This is a genomic window from Wolbachia endosymbiont of Drosophila innubila (genome assembly GCF_021378375.1).
Classification (GTDB): Bacteria; Pseudomonadota; Alphaproteobacteria; order Rickettsiales; family Anaplasmataceae; genus Wolbachia; species Wolbachia pipientis.
Map to the genome: position 1 here is coordinate 447,816 of NZ_CP076228.1, position 15,011 is coordinate 462,826.

A 15,011-nucleotide genomic window follows, 5' to 3' on the forward strand; every position below is an offset into this window, starting at 1 on the left:
AGTTTTATTTACAAAGAAAGAATATGCTACTTGAAATTGAAAAGCGCAGCATAACAAATGCATTGTGGAAGTTGCAAGAAGCAGATCAAAGGCAAATCTTAACTCTTACACAGAGATTTGAGTTACCAGAAATATTAGCAAGAATATTGGTTACTCGTGGTGTTAACATAGAAAATGCAAGCGACTTCTTATATCCACTAATCAGATCGCTATTACCAGATCCCTTTCACCTTCTTGATATGGATAAAGCTGTTTCTCGTATAATACGGGCAATAAAAAATGATGAAAACCTTGCAATATTTGGTGACTATGATGTTGATGGTGCAACGTCGTCAGCATTGATTAACAGGTACCTGAGAGCAATCGATATACACTCTATAATCTACATTCCAGATCGTGTTGATGAGGGTTATGGATTAAACACAGATGCTTTATTACAACTTAAAAAGAATGGAATTGATTTATGTATTTCCGTTGATTGTGGTACGCTTGCATATCAACCAATAGAAGATGCAAAGGCTTTTGGTCTTGATATTATAGTTGTTGACCATCACCTTGGTACGGAAAAATTACCAAGCGCCGTAGCAGTTGTGAATCCAAACCGCCTTGATGAGAGCTCTCCTTATAATAACCTAGCAGCAGTTGGAGTGTCATTTCTGCTAATTGTTGCTCTTAATAAAAGCCTACGTGAGCAAGGATTTTTTACCAACAAAAAAGAACCAGATTTATTTGATCTGTTGGATTTGGTTGCCCTGGGAACTGTCTGTGATGTTATGCAGATCACAGGCCTCAATAGAGCACTTGTCTCACAAGGATTAAAAGTTATGTCAACAAGAAAAAACGTTGGCTTGCGTGTTTTATTTGATGCTTTGGGAATCCTTGAAAAACCAAGTGTTTCTCGATTAGGGTTTAGTATTGGGCCATGCATAAATGCTGGAGGAAGAATTGGAGAAGCATCGCTTGGTGCAAGGTTGCTTTCCACCGATGATGATGAAGAGGCACATTCAATCGCGCTAAAATTAATAGATTTGAATAATGCAAGAAAAGTGTTAGAAAATGAGGCTCTCTTGGAAGCTACAGCACAAGCGGAAAAGTCTGCCCAATCAGGTGCGAATTTTATAATGATAAGTGGCAATTGGCACCAGGGAATAATTGGTATAATTGCATCAAGGCTAAAGGAGCAGTTTCACTTGCCAACAGTAGTGATATCTTTAAATAATGGAATAGGAAAAGCAAGCTGTAGATCAATTTTGGGAGTTGATATCGGTGCTGCAGTCCTTTCCGCAAAGTTTATAAATTTGATTATTGAAGGTGGTGGCCATAGTATGGCGGCAGGATTTTCAATTAAAGAAGACAAAATAAATGATTTGCATGATTTTTTTACTGAAAGATTTTCAAACTCTATAAATGAGAAAACTTTAAAAGCTGATAGTATAGTAACTGCTAAAGCAATAAACTTATCTCTGTGGAACCAACTGCAACGCTTGGGACCATTTGGAGTTGGAAATCCTGAACCAAGGTTTATTATCCAAGGAGCAAAGATAAGAAAGCCTGAAGTTATAGGAGTTGACCATATAAAATGTTTTATTGCTGATGATAATGTTATGGTAAGAGCTATTGCATTTCGTTCTGCAAATACTCATCTTGGCTCTGCTATCATGCAGGGTAATGTTAAAGCTATTTTGGGTAAAATCTCTATGAATTACTGGAATGGCAATGAATTTGTACAATTTTTAATAGAAGATGTATTGACCATAAGTTGAGTGTATCTGTTCAGCAGAGTGGCAAAATAGGTAGACAAGATAAACCAAAAAATCGAGAAAAAGTGAGTTTACAACAACTGGTGTCATGAAATTATCTGACACTGATTTCCATCCAAGAGGGTGTCATCCCAGTGCGTGACACTGGGATGACACCCTACTTAACCGTCATACCGCGATTCATTCGCGGTATCTCTAGATCCCGCTAACAAGTAGCGGGATGACGAGCTTATCGTCATGCCACTGCGAACCGTCATACCGCCGCGAACCGTCATACCGCGATTCATTCGCGGTATCTCTAGATCCCGCTAACAAGCAGTGGGATGACGAGCTTATCGTCACGCCGCCACGAACCGTCATACCGCCGCGGCGCTAACAAGAGATCCCGCTAACAAGCAGCGGGATGACGGTTGTCGTTTAGCCATAAACATTAAAAAATTTACCAAATGAAAAAAAAGGCAAAAGAAACCCTAGTCATTGTCTATTTTCAGTATTGGCGTTTTTAAGTCTTAAACACTGCAATTTAGCTGCTTTTGAATGCAACTAACCTACGCTGCAAATGTTTAAGAAATTTACTAAGCAGAAAAAAAGGCAAAAGAAACCCCGTGTTAGCTAGTTGTCACTCTCTAATCCTGCAAATTGGCGTACTATACTGTCTTAAACGACTTATAAGCGCGTTTCAGCTTATATAGGTAAAAACCCAGAAATGTTGTGAAGACATAAGGTGCACATAGTGCAAAAAATTAAAAATAAGACGCCAACTACGTTGTTTTCTTGCTGTTTAATCTGCACAGATGAAGATAACTGAATACCTTCAATACCATGATAAGGGGGCTGGCGGAGTTTGTCAAGCAAGTTTTTCGTTTCTATATGGGCTATACCTTAAGACTTCAACGTCTTAACGCACTTGACCCCACCAGCATATAAATTTGCATGGCTCTTTCCAGTATTAAGCAATGCAAATCCAATGTTGTCTACACTAGAGCGCAGTTCCCCTATTTCCTCATTGTTTTCATTTGTCACTTTAGTGCCAATATCTGGAAGTGCGTTATCCCCCTCAACAAGGTAAAGTTTTCTTCTGAATATTTCTTGTCTGCTCATTCGATTTACAACTTCCTGACCTATATAACACCCCTTATTAAAGCTTATACCGTTTACTTTATCGATTAAAAATTGCAGCGGAAACGATGAATTCTGCACCATATCTTTCGCTCCATCTGGAACGAGATTTTGAATTCTGACTTTTTCATACTGAGTAAAATCCCCAACCGGCTCTTTCATTTCATCTTTATGTATGATCCTCATTCCTAGCAGCTTGTGCCTTGGATCTTGAAAAATAACTTGTGACTTACTACTACACTCCGCCAACTTAGTATTAAACAAAACCCCAACCTTATATAGTGCACTAACGTCTTTAATCTTTACCCTCAAATAAGTTTTAAGTAAATCTAGTTTCTCGATTATTTGCTGCAAGTGCATGTTTTCGCACTCCAAGAGGGTGTATTTACCATATTCAATAAGAAAAAAATCATATAGATATTTTCCCTGAGGGCTAAGCAATAAAGAGTAAATGGCTTTTTGGCTATCCAACTTATTAATATCATTGGTTATAATACCCTGCAGAAAATCTCTAGTGTCAGGCCCATATAGCACTATCACACCACGACTTAAAAATGGTATATAACTCATGAAATCTCTATAAATAAATCTAAATTTTATTATATAACATTAGGCTCTTTTAGAAACTGCTTTTGGCGTGCATATTTTACAAGCTCCAGCCCTTGAAATCTAACTTACGAGTATATATATATAAACTCATAAGTTAATTTGTTGATGAGGAAAAACAAATGTCAAGTATAAGTTTAAATGTATTAGATGATAGCGTGCTGATCAAGCCTATTAGCGAAGAAAAGCAAGGTGGAATTGTGCTTCCATCAAGTGCTGAAAAGAAACCTACTAAAGGTGAAGTTATAGCAATTGGTGAAGGTTCACGCAATTCAAGTGGCGAACGCGTAACTTTAACTGTGAAAGCTGGTGATAAAGTGTTCTATCGCCAATGGGCTGGTACAGAAATAGAACATAATAATGAGAAGCTTATCGTGATGAAAGAGTCCGATATACTTGCTGTCATTAAGTAGCAGTCTTTATTTTACTAAACTGAAACAAAGCGCAACATAGCGCATTGTAAATGATTTTATTATAGTTTTCTAAATTTTTTATTAACAAGAGGTGATAAAAATGACTAATGTAGTAGTATCAGGTGAGCAGTTGCAAGAAGCCTTTCGTGAAGTTGCAGCAATAGTGGATTCAACGGTAGCAATAACTGCAGGACCTAGAGGAAAAACAGTAGGGATTAATAAGCCCTATGGAGCACCAGAAATTACAAAAGATGGTTATAAGGTGATGAAGGGTATCAAGCCTGAAAAACCATTAAACGCTGCGATAGCAAGCATCTTTGCACAGAGTTGTTCTCAATGTAACGATAAAGTTGGTGATGGTACAACAACGTGCTCAATACTAACTAGCAACATGATAATGGAAGCTTCAAAATCAATTGCTGCTGGAAACGATCGTGTTGGTATTAAAAACGGAATACAGAAGGCAAAAGATGTAATATTAAAGGAAATTGCGTCAATGTCTCGTACAATTTCTCTAGAGAAAATAGACGAAGTGGCACAAGTTGCAATAATCTCTGCAAATGGTGATAAGGATATAGGTAACAGTATCGCTGATTCCGTGAAAAAAGTTGGAAAAGAGGGTGTAATAACTGTTGAAGAGAGTAAAGGTTCAAAAGAGTTAGAAGTTGAGCTGACTACTGGCATGCAATTTGATCGCGGTTATCTCTCTCCGTATTTTATTACAAATAATGAAAAAATGATCGTGGAGCTTGATAATCCTTATCTATTAATTACAGAGAAAAAATTAAATATTATTCAACCTTTACTTCCTATTCTTGAAGCTATTGTTAAATCTGGTAAACCTTTGGTTATTATTGCAGAGGATATCGAAGGTGAAGCATTAAGCACTTTAGTTATCAATAAATTGCGTGGTGGTTTAAAAATTGCTGCAGTAAAAGCTCCAGGTTTTGGTGACAGAAGAAAGGAGATGCTCGAAGACATAGCAACTTTAACTGGTGCTAAGTACGTCATAAAAGATGAACTTGGAATCAAGATGGAAGATCTCACGCTTGATGATCTTGGTACGGCTAAAAATGTTAAAATTACTAAAAATAATACCACAGTTGTCAGCGAAAATAGCGATTCTGACAGTGTGAAAGCTAGAATCGAGCAGATTAAATCTCAAATTGAAACTTCAACTTCTGATTATGATAAAGAAAAGCTAAGAGAACGTTTAGCGAAATTATCAGGTGGCGTTGCTGTGCTCAAAGTTGGTGGAGCAACTGAAGTGGAAGTTAAAGAACGTAGAGATAGAGTCGAAGATGCGCTGCATGCAACAAGAGCTGCAATTGAAGAAGGTATAGTTCCAGGTGGTGGGGTTGCGCTTCTTTATGCTTCATCTGTTCTCGACAAATTAAAAGGTGCAAGTGACGAGGAACAAATAGGCATAAACATTATCAAGAAAGTTCTCAGTGCTCCAATTAGAAGGTTAGTCAAAAATGCTGGTCTTGAATCTGCTGTTATAATTGACTATTTGATTAAGCAGAATGATAAAGAGCTTATATACAACGTTGAGGCTATGAATTACGCTAATGCATTTACAGCTGGTGTGATTGATCCAGCAAAAGTGGTGCGTATTGCTTTTGAAACAGCGGTATCTGTTGCGAGTGTGCTGATAACTACTGAATCTATGATAGTTGATGTACCAAGCAAAGAAAATGCTTCATCTCCTATGGGTGCAGGAGAAATGAGTGGCATGGGTGGATTCTAAGTAGAATGAAACCGTGGAGCAATTGCTCCACGGTAGTTCCAAAAAATCTCATATTTTACTATTCGTTAAAGGTAATACGTTTGGTGCAGAAATGCACTACTGTTTGCATCCGTTTCATTCCTTTATATTGTGGTTGTCTAATAACAAAAAGGCAGCATAAGAAAACTATAACCCCTAGTATATTTATACTATAGCTGACCCAAGCAACACGTCATACCGCGATTCATTCCACAACTGTACGAACATTACAATATGGCACATAGTAAACGATGTCATGAAAGTAGCTGACACTGGAATGACACCCTTTTGGATGGAAACCAGTGTCACGCACTGGCATGACACCCATTTGTTCCTATAGTTGTCTTTTCTCGTCTACCTTATTTTGCCACTCTGCTGAACAGATACAATTTACAACCACCCCCCTACCCTTTTTAGTTGTTCAGCAAATATAGAGAGGTTAAAGGGAGTGGTATTACTTAAACAACTAAATAAAAAACCAGGTAGATCATTCTGAAATTCTTGCATTTTTGTCCATAATTTTGTTAAATAACTTCCCTTTTGGTCATATCGAACCAAATTTCTTTTTCACACCACCTTTTAAGCCACTTTCGTTAGTTTTTGTCATAATGCGATCAAACACTCCCAATAACCTCTTTAATAGGTTTGGAGTTAGCGAAGAGATAAGATCAACAGATACGTTATTGTTTTTGTCATCACCACTTGCTTTATAGTCTATTGAAACGATTCCCCTACTTTTCCCACCAGTAAGAAGTTTTCCAATTATAGGAATTTTTAACAAAGATTTATTAATTAAATATGCTGGTATTACTTGTCCTGCAACCTGGAATTTATAATTTCTAATATCGAGCTTACCACCAGTGCTAATACCTAACTCCGCCCCTTCAAGCCAAGATTCTTCAATTTCAATAGTGCCATCTTTGTATGAAAAAGGTGCATTACATTTGTAAAAGTATACACCTTCATTTTTTATGGCATTTACAATGCCAGGCAATGAAGACATCGACAATAAAGTAGTAAGTAGTGGAGCATCTTTGATGTAGAAATTGCTAATGGATAACGTACCATAATGTTCTCCACTTTCTCTCTGAGGAGAGAGATAAAAAGACAATTTGCCGTTTTTAATTGATTTACTAATGCCTAAGGAACGCAAAAGCATACCTGAATTATCTGCATATATTTCGAGCCCTATTCCACTGTATTCTGCTAGTATGTTGCTGCTATCTTCCAGAAACTGCCCTGTAAATTGACTTCCATTGCAATTACCTTTAGTACAGGTTACATTCAGCTTAGCATTTTTGATAACGATGCCTTCTTTCATAATTACATTGTCAACATTCATACTAATCTCTATATCTTTATTTAATCCATTACTGTTTTTGCCAAGCAAGCCTAAAATATCACTTAAGTTAATTTCCTCACCATAAATAGTTATGGCATTTTTCTCCTTACCTGATTCAATTTCTATACTAAAATCATTATCAGGCAATTTAAAGCTACTAGAATTTAAATATAAATTTCCATTTTCTACTCTTCCGCTGAATTTTATATCTAGGTCATTTCCTACAATGTCTAATTTATCTACTAACAATTCACCTGCTCCTTTTAACCTTGTAGAAAACAAAATTTTATTGTGATCTTCAAAGCGATTTTTCCACCCTAAGTAGCTTGAATGTGATTCAAATTCTGATAAATCTATATCACCATTAACATACCCCGTCTTATCTTGATTTATCACTGACTCTAAATTTACACTGACATAGCCACTATCAAAATTAAATATTTGAGCGGGTAAATCTCCGGTCAAATTCCAGGCGAAACTTTCATTCCTATTGCTACTTTTCAGGTCAAATAATAGCTGTGTGTTATTCACCATACCACTACCATTTAAATCTATAAAGTCACTGCCAAAACTAAGCTTAATATCATATTTACCAAGACTTGCATTATAGACGGCCAAATTGTCAATTTCAGAATGAAAATTTGCTGAGAAGTCTACTTTTTTGTCATCAGCATTTAGATTAAAAATGCGAAAATTAAATACGGATTTTGCCATTCCACTTACTTTATCCCTTTCAACCTTCACCACATCATCCAGCTTAAATCTTATAGGCTCATATAAACCATACGCATCACTTACAGCTTTGCCATTAATGGTTAGAACTGAATCTTCCTTATTTAGAGATTTCATTTCAATATCACCACCATTAACAGTGAAATTCTGAAACTTAGCGCTATTTACAGTAATTTCAAGATCGTTATTCTTGATGATCAAATCACCCTTTAATTCCTTTACTTGCTCAAAATCTTCATCAAATTTTACGCTACCGTTTTCTATATCAGCAACAATTACAATGTCTGACAGATCGTCATCAACCAAATTGTTAATTTTGCCATTGAAACTTACAATGGTATTTAAAACATCCCCATCAATATTATCACAATACCAGCTTTTAAATTTACTATTTACTACACTATCTGGTATATAAGTACATAAATCCTTTGCAGCAAACTTACTAATATTAATTCTAAGCAAAGCATGACTTGTACTAAAGTTCATTTTGCCTATCAAAGAGAGATACGTGTCATTTAACTTAAAATGGAAGTTTTTTACACTAATAATTCCATCACTATATGTTAAATTTATATTTACATTAGTTAAGGCCAAATTTTTGTTCAAATAATTTTCTGTATTCAATACGTATATATTTCCATCTACAATTTCATCCTTTTTATTAATTTTCACTGAGAAGCTTCCTTTGAATCCTATATTTTTGTCCAAATTGTAGCTTTTAACTAATGTAGAAAACTTGCTCAATAGTCCCAATTTTAGATCATAAAATGTCCCGTACACATTTAGCAAATTGTTGCGATTTTTTATCGTAATTGATAAATCATCCAAAAATCCCTTTCCATCTTTTGTATTCACATGAATATCTAAAACATTAAAATCTTCCCCCTTCCCTATATATAATTTATCAATAAAAAACTCATCTTCTGTGCTTTTATCAATAGCGATGTTAGTAAATTCAATTTTTGAATCCGCATTTAAGTCAAAAAAAAATTCCCTTATTGTTTTTAATAGATTTTTTGCACTACTTTCTGTCATCTTGAAATTCTTCCCTGTCATCCCAGTATCTTTTTTTCCTGTCATCCCAGCACTCGTCCTTGTCATCCAAGTAGCTTGACTACTTGTTTCTTTTTTTCTAGATTCCAGCGTCACGCGCTGGAATGACACCGAAGGAAGGCGATTACTACTTAAATAATGATTATCCAAAAGGTCTAATGAGTTTTGCGGATTAACATTAGTTTCTTCTCTCTTGATACATACATGCACATTATCAGCTGAAACCTGAGAGAGATTTGTGCTAGCTTTAAATAAGGAACTTAACTTAAAATGTACAAAAAGCTCAGGAACTTTTATAGTAAAATTAGGGTTTGCTATTGCCAAATCCGTAATGACTAAATACGGATCTTTGCCATCTTTCTGCCAAACAACTGAGGTATTCTCCATATTAACGCTTGAGCCAACAAATATTTTTGATATTTTATGTTTAACATAAAAATCAATATAATTAATATTGATTTCTAAAGGCTTAAAAAAAATAAAGAAGCACAATATGAATAATAAAGCTACGGAAAATAATATAGTAATTTTTTTAAGCATCGATTATTGCTTTTCTTGCTAAACTATCAGCCTCCTCATTATACTTATCGCCACTGTGTGCTTTAACCCACTTCCAATCAATTTCGTGTTGTGAAGCAACGTTGTCTAGCTCTTTCCACAATTCCATATTTTTTACTGATTTTTTATTACTTGTTTTCCAGCCATTCATTTTCCACTTATTTATCCATTCTGTTATGCCATGCTTAACATAAAGACTATCCGTATATAAATTAATATTACAAGAAAATTTCAATACTTTCAGCCCATTGATCACCGCTGTTAACTCCATTTTATTGTTTGTGGTATTTTCTTCTCTACCATAAATGTCTTTTCTGTAATCTTGAAATAATATGACAGCTGCCCATCCTCCCGCTCCAGGATTACCAGAACACGCCCCATCCGTATATATTATCACTTCTTTTTTACTCATCTTTGTTTATATCGGTTAACAAAGTATATAGTTGCTTTTATGAAAGCACAATTTCTAAAGGTAGTTTAAGCTGCACCTTTAAATTTTATTATAGAAACAAAAAAAAGTGTGACAACGAGCATTACCAAAAGGAAAAGTAAAAAATAGTTTTTATGCTTCTGCCGTTCTTTCATAACTAAAATAAATCAATAGAACAAAAAATAATACTGGCGAATAGGGAAAATAGATAAGAAATTGAATAAGAAAACATTTTTTTCTGTGAGCTGTGATTCTTGAACTTCATAACAGATACAGCGTACCAAATAAAAACGCAACCTTCAAAGGTTGCCATGCTTAGATAAAGTAAAGCCTTTTTCAAAAATAGAGCCGGAAGCAAGCTAGTTAGCACCAGCAAAACACTATAAATTAATATATATTTTCTTGTTTTTTCCGGACCATAAACAATATTGAACATTGGAATCGATGCCTTTGCATAGTCTTCAGACTTATTTAAAGATAGGGCCCAAAAGTGTGGTGGAGTCCACATAAAAATTACTAAAAATAAAATGAAACTTTCCCAACTGACAGAATTAGTCACAGCTGCCCAGCCAATCATTGGAGGGAAAGCACCTGCTGCACCACCGATAACGATATTCTGCGGAGTACGCCTTTTTAGCCAAATTGTATATATGAAAACGTAAAATAATATGCTAACAGCAAGCAAAGCAGCAGAAATATAGTTTACTGCTATTGCCATGATAAATACTGACAATATTCCAAGAGTTATACCAAATTCAAGCGCACTTTCTGCAGAAACTCTACCTGAGGGTATAGGGCGGTTTTTTGTCCTTTCCATGAGCAGATCTATGTCTCTGTCATACCACATATTTATAGCACCTGCAGATCCTGAGCCAAGAGCAACACATATAAGAGATATTAGTGCTAGAAAAGGGTGCATACTACCTGGTGCAGTAACCATACTAGCAACTGCAGTAAATACCACAAGATACATTATCCTTGGCTTCAGCAAACGCCAAAAATCCAGTATTGTTGATTCAACATTTAGCAAAACACTTGTGTACATTCTATTTTACCACTGGTGGCTTTTCGAAAGTATGAAAAGGCGGTGGTGAAGATACCGTCCATTCCAAGGTGTCACCTTCCCAAGGATTATCTCCAGCTTTCTTGCCCCATTTAAAAAGATGTATAACTATAAACACAAAAAACATAACTGAAACAAAGGACATATACGAACCAATTGAGGATATATAATTCCAAGGGATAAACGCATCAGGATAATCAGGTATACGCCTTGGCATACCAGCTAATCCTAAGAAATGTTGAGGTAAAAAAGTGATATTGGTGCTAATAAAAGTAAGCCAAAAGTGGATTTGACCTAAGCGCTCATTATATTGTTTACCCGACATTTTACCAATCCAATAATAAAAGCCAGCAAAAGCTCCAAATAATGCAGCAAGTGACATGACATAATGGAAGTGAGCAACAACATAATAGGTGTCGTGCAGGAGCTTATCTATTCCACCATGAGAAAGAATTATTCCCGTTATGCCACCGCCAACAAACATGAAAATAAAACCTAGTGCAAATAGCATAGGGGTCTTAAACTCAATTGCTCCACCCCACATAGTTGCAATCCAGCTAAAGACTTTTACACCAGTTATAACACCGATAAAAATTGTGGTAGTGCTAAAAAATGCAGCAGCGTCAGCACTAAGCCCAACAGTGAACATATGGTGAGCCCAAACCATAAAGCCAAATACTGCTATACCTATCATTGCATAAACCATCCCTATGTAACCAAATACAGGTCTGTGAGAAAAAGTTGATACAACCTGACTTATGATGCCAAATGCAGGAAAAATAATTACGTAAACTTCTGGATGACCAAAAAACCAAAATAGATGTTGAAATAACACAGGATCGCCGCCACCGGCAGGATCAAAAAAGGAAGTACCAATATTGCGATCAGTAAGAAGCATAGTTATAGCACCGGCAAGCACTGGTAAGGCAACAATCAACATAAATGCTGTTAGCAAGACAGACCAAACAAACAGTGGCATCTTAGTTAATGACATTCCTTTTGTGCGCATGTTAAATATAGTAACTATAAAGTTGATCGCCCCAACAATTGACGACATACCAGCAACATGAAGTGCAAGTATAGCAATGTCAACTCCTGCACTTGGATGGAACATTACCTGTGATAGAGGTGGATATAAAGTCCAACCTGTACCTGGACCTTCACCAATAAACACTGAGAGAATGAGCAAAATAAAAGATGACACTAATAACCAAAAACTTAAATTATTCATACGAGGAAATGCCATATCTGGTGCGCCAATCATGAGAGGTACAAACCAGTTACCAAATCCTCCCATGAGGGCTGGCATTATCATAAAAAACACCATTATCAACGCATGCCCTGTAACCATTACGTTATATAATTGATAGTTATTGTTAAGTATATTAATGTGCATTAGCTGAGTGCGAATAATCACCGATAATAATCCACCAATAATTCCAGCTAATATGGAAAAAATAATGTACAGTGTCCCTATATCTTTATGATTGGTGGAAAACAACCAACGCTTTATGCCCTTTGGTACGTCACTCATATCTATACTCCAAATTTAACTCACTAATTTTCTATTTTCAATCCACTTATTAAAATCTTCTTTGCTTACTGCTTCAACAACAATTGGCATAAATCCATGGCCTTGACCACACAATTCGTAGCACTGCCCATAATAAACACCAGGCTTTTTGATATTAAACCACGCCTCATTCAGCCTACCTGGTATCGCATCAATTTTTACACCGAAAGCCGGTACTCCCCAACTGTGTATCACATCTCCTGCTGTAACTTGTAAACGAACGTTAGTATTAACGGGTAAAATGATGTTGTTATCAACAGAGAATAGCTTTAAATCTCCTTCGATAAAGTCTTCTTTTCCCTTAATATAACTATCAAATGACACACCTTGATATTCTGGATATTGGTAACTCCAATACCATTGATGGCCAATAACTTTCAGTGTTATATCAGCTTTCGGTATTTCTTCCTGTAGCTTCAGTAATTTAGCGTTTTCAAAGGCTAATATTCCAACAATGATAGTTGGTATAACAAACCAAATAATTTCTAAAGGAACACTATGGGTAGTTTTACTTATGTTTGTTACTTTGCTTTTACGAAAGCGAAACGCTATATAAGCAAGCAGCGCCCACACAAAAAGCATTATTGTAACCATCACAAGCATCACAAACGAATGTGACCTAACTACAGCCTCCATTACTTCAGTTGCAGGAGCAGGAAATCCAAATTGCCAGGAAGTAGGAGCAGAGGCAACAGATATATTTGAGTAAAATATTATCAATAGTGCAAATAACTTCACCATATCTTTTGTTTGTTTGCTATAAAACTAAGTGATATACTGTATAATAGTATATATAAACTTACTATGCAAATAGAGATTAGTGATGGTTAATAATTTTTTAGCATTCAACAAGTATAATAGTACAATACTAATTGAGGAAAAAAGCATTTACATAAATCTATTGTAAGTAAAAATATTATAATATTTTAAATTAAGTATTTACTTTAAGTAAATTCTATAATAAGTTTAATAGTGTCTGTTACTGCTAATAACCCTCTAGCCTCACACCTAAAAGCAGTAACAGACACTATTAAACTTTATGACAAGTTTATAATCTGTAAGATCAAAGTCTTACAAGTTTCTTTATTTCATTATACAACGAAATCTTTAGAGAAGCCAAATGGGCAAAGTTTCATGAAGGTCTTTGGCATCTCTTAGCATAGATCCCTTACTTAACCATCATACCGCGATTCATTCGCAGTATCTCAAAGCATAGATCCCGCTAACACGTAGCGGGATGACGATTGTCGTTTAGCCATAAACATTAAGAAATTTACCAAATAAAAAAAAGGCAAAAGAAGCCCCGTGGTGGTTGGCTATTTACTATGTACTAAAATATCGGCGTTTTTTTTGACCTTATCCAGAAAAAGTGGAGAGAAAGTTTGGAATGTTTTTCACAAAGAGAATGATGAATCAAAATGCTCAGGAATGCAATAGTTAATAGTGACGTTGTTTGTTATAAAAAATTTCTATGTATTCAAATATTGCAGTTCTAGTTTGTTGAGCAGAGTGTTGTGAAGTATCAATAAGTATTTCTCTTTTCAATGAGCTAAAGAAGCTTTCCACAACAGAATTGTCGTAACAACAACCTTTATGACTCATCTATGTTTTTTATGGATAAGAGATATTGATAACCTTGCAAAGTATATTGTGAACCTTGATCACTATGTAATAGTAGATTTTTGGCAGGTTTACGCTTGTTAACGGCCATTAATAAAGAGTCCATAACCAATTGTTTATTTATTGAACTGCTCATTAACTACCATGCGTGAATATAGATCGATTATTGTTGCCAAATATAGCCATCCTTCTTTGGTTTTTATATAAGTAATCCCATACTTTATTTGGTTGATCAACAATAAAGTTTTGATCTAGTATATTGGGAGCTACAGCTCTATTATCTGTTTGTTGTTTTTTAATTTTAAACTTTCTTCTCAGTATAGCCCTGATGTCATTTTTCTGCATAATACTTTGCACCGTTTTCAAATTGCAACTTTTACCCAAAGCCTTCAATTCAGCATGAATTTTAGGAGCTCCATATCTACATTTAGAAACTTGATATATTTTTTGAATAGCTGCGAGTAGCTCTTTATTTGCTGATTCTCTACTGCTTATTTTTCTTGTGGTCCACTTATAGTAGCCACTAGCAGAAAATCCTACATAATTCCTGTACTTTATAGCAGTTACTATATAAAAAAATATTTTACTCTTTTTGACTGGCCAGGGCTTTTTTTTTAATGTCTCTTTCCCTTGTTACTCTTGCTTTGTAAATCAAACCTCTCTTTGTCATAAGGTGCTACATCTGGAAATGCATTTGCCGCCGACTTTTTTTCGTTGTGTTTCTTTATCCATTTTCCTAATACACTATCCCTTATTCCTAGATCTCTTGCTACTTTTGCAACTGGTTGACCTACCTTTCTTTGTTCATTTGCCAGTTTAACAGCTTCCAATTTGAATTCTGCTGTATATTCTCTTACCATTTCTAATCCTCCAAAATTTTATTTTACCCAAAAAAACTCTTTTCTTTCTCTCCACTTTTTCTGGGTAAGGTCAATTCGGAACTCTATTTCTTTTTTACGATCTTTACTTTTATT

The 15,011-nt window shown here is 35.3% G+C and carries 9 protein-coding genes and 1 pseudogene; 3 read left to right on the forward strand and 7 right to left on the reverse strand.

The window, feature by feature from the left end; translation table 11 throughout:
- Window positions 1–23: 23 nt before the first annotated feature.
- Window positions 24–1,763: a single-stranded-DNA-specific exonuclease RecJ gene (gene recJ, locus J4T77_RS02260; protein WP_010962506.1), complete on the forward strand. Its 1,740-nt coding sequence runs from the start codon at window positions 24–26 to the stop codon at window positions 1,761–1,763.
- Between the two features lie 879 nt (window positions 1,764–2,642).
- On the opposite strand, the gene ygfZ is transcribed toward recJ, so the two are convergent.
- Complete coding sequence (gene ygfZ, locus J4T77_RS02265; protein WP_010962504.1) at window positions 2,643–3,449, reverse strand: CAF17-like 4Fe-4S cluster assembly/insertion protein YgfZ; 807 nt, start codon at window positions 3,447–3,449, stop codon at window positions 2,643–2,645.
- Window positions 3,450–3,616: 167 nt separating this feature from the next.
- Here ygfZ and J4T77_RS02270 point away from each other — a divergent pair, with 167 nt between their 5' ends.
- Both J4T77_RS02270 and groL read left to right on the forward strand, forming a co-directional pair.
- A complete protein-coding gene (locus J4T77_RS02270) occupies window positions 3,617–3,898 on the forward strand; it encodes a co-chaperone GroES (protein WP_173862895.1) in 282 nt (93 codons plus the stop codon).
- A 100-nt stretch (window positions 3,899–3,998) separates the two neighbouring features.
- Window positions 3,999–5,648 carry a chaperonin GroEL gene (gene groL / locus J4T77_RS02275; protein WP_190321226.1) on the forward strand — a complete coding sequence of 550 codons (1,650 nt, stop codon included), beginning with the start codon at window positions 3,999–4,001 and terminating at the stop codon, window positions 5,646–5,648.
- A 562-nt stretch (window positions 5,649–6,210) separates the two neighbouring features.
- On the opposite strand, the gene J4T77_RS02280 is transcribed toward groL, so the two are convergent.
- From J4T77_RS02280 to J4T77_RS07510, 6 genes and pseudogenes are all read right to left on the reverse strand, one after another.
- A complete protein-coding gene (locus J4T77_RS02280) occupies window positions 6,211–9,333 on the reverse strand; it encodes a YhdP family protein (protein WP_190321225.1) in 3,123 nt (1,040 codons plus the stop codon).
- Window positions 9,326–9,763: a ribonuclease HI gene (gene rnhA / locus J4T77_RS02285; RefSeq protein WP_182282512.1), complete on the reverse strand. Its 438-nt coding sequence runs from the start codon at window positions 9,761–9,763 to the stop codon at window positions 9,326–9,328. The genes J4T77_RS02280 and rnhA overlap by 8 nt, the downstream gene beginning before the upstream one ends.
- A gap of 175 nt (window positions 9,764–9,938) precedes the next feature.
- Window positions 9,939–10,826, reverse strand: coding sequence for a heme o synthase (locus J4T77_RS02290; protein ID WP_010081859.1), 888 nt, complete (start codon window positions 10,824–10,826; stop codon window positions 9,939–9,941).
- Between the two features lies 1 nt (window position 10,827).
- Window positions 10,828–12,378, reverse strand: coding sequence for a cytochrome c oxidase subunit I (ctaD, locus tag J4T77_RS02295; RefSeq protein WP_190321224.1), 1,551 nt, complete (start codon window positions 12,376–12,378; stop codon window positions 10,828–10,830).
- A gap of 15 nt (window positions 12,379–12,393) precedes the next feature.
- The gene (coxB, locus tag J4T77_RS02300; RefSeq protein WP_010962498.1) at window positions 12,394–13,158 is read right to left on the reverse strand and encodes a cytochrome c oxidase subunit II; all 765 of its coding nucleotides are present in this window, start codon (window positions 13,156–13,158) and stop codon (window positions 12,394–12,396) included.
- 653 nt (window positions 13,159–13,811) lie between these two features.
- Window positions 13,812–14,897: pseudogene (locus J4T77_RS07510) on the reverse strand (IS3 family transposase).
- Window positions 14,898–15,011 lie beyond the last annotated feature (114 nt).

What these genes read in the sequence shown, in the direction of transcription:
- recJ (WP_010962506.1), top strand. Translation starts at nt 24, where the DNA reads ATGCTACTTGAAATTGAAAAGCGCAGCATAACAAATGCATTGTGGAAG.
- ygfZ (WP_010962504.1), bottom strand. Translation starts at nt 3,449, where the DNA reads ATGAGTTATATACCATTTTTAAGTCGTGGTGTGATAGTGCTATATGGG.
- groL (WP_190321226.1), top strand. Translation starts at nt 3,999, where the DNA reads ATGACTAATGTAGTAGTATCAGGTGAGCAGTTGCAAGAAGCCTTTCGT.
- J4T77_RS02280 (WP_190321225.1), bottom strand. Translation starts at nt 9,333, where the DNA reads ATGCTTAAAAAAATTACTATATTATTTTCCGTAGCTTTATTATTCATA.
- rnhA (WP_182282512.1), bottom strand. Translation starts at nt 9,763, where the DNA reads ATGAGTAAAAAAGAAGTGATAATATATACGGATGGGGCGTGTTCTGGT.
- J4T77_RS02290 (WP_010081859.1), bottom strand. Translation starts at nt 10,826, where the DNA reads ATGTACACAAGTGTTTTGCTAAATGTTGAATCAACAATACTGGATTTT.
- ctaD (WP_190321224.1), bottom strand. Translation starts at nt 12,378, where the DNA reads ATGAGTGACGTACCAAAGGGCATAAAGCGTTGGTTGTTTTCCACCAAT.
- coxB (WP_010962498.1), bottom strand. Translation starts at nt 13,158, where the DNA reads ATGGTGAAGTTATTTGCACTATTGATAATATTTTACTCAAATATATCT.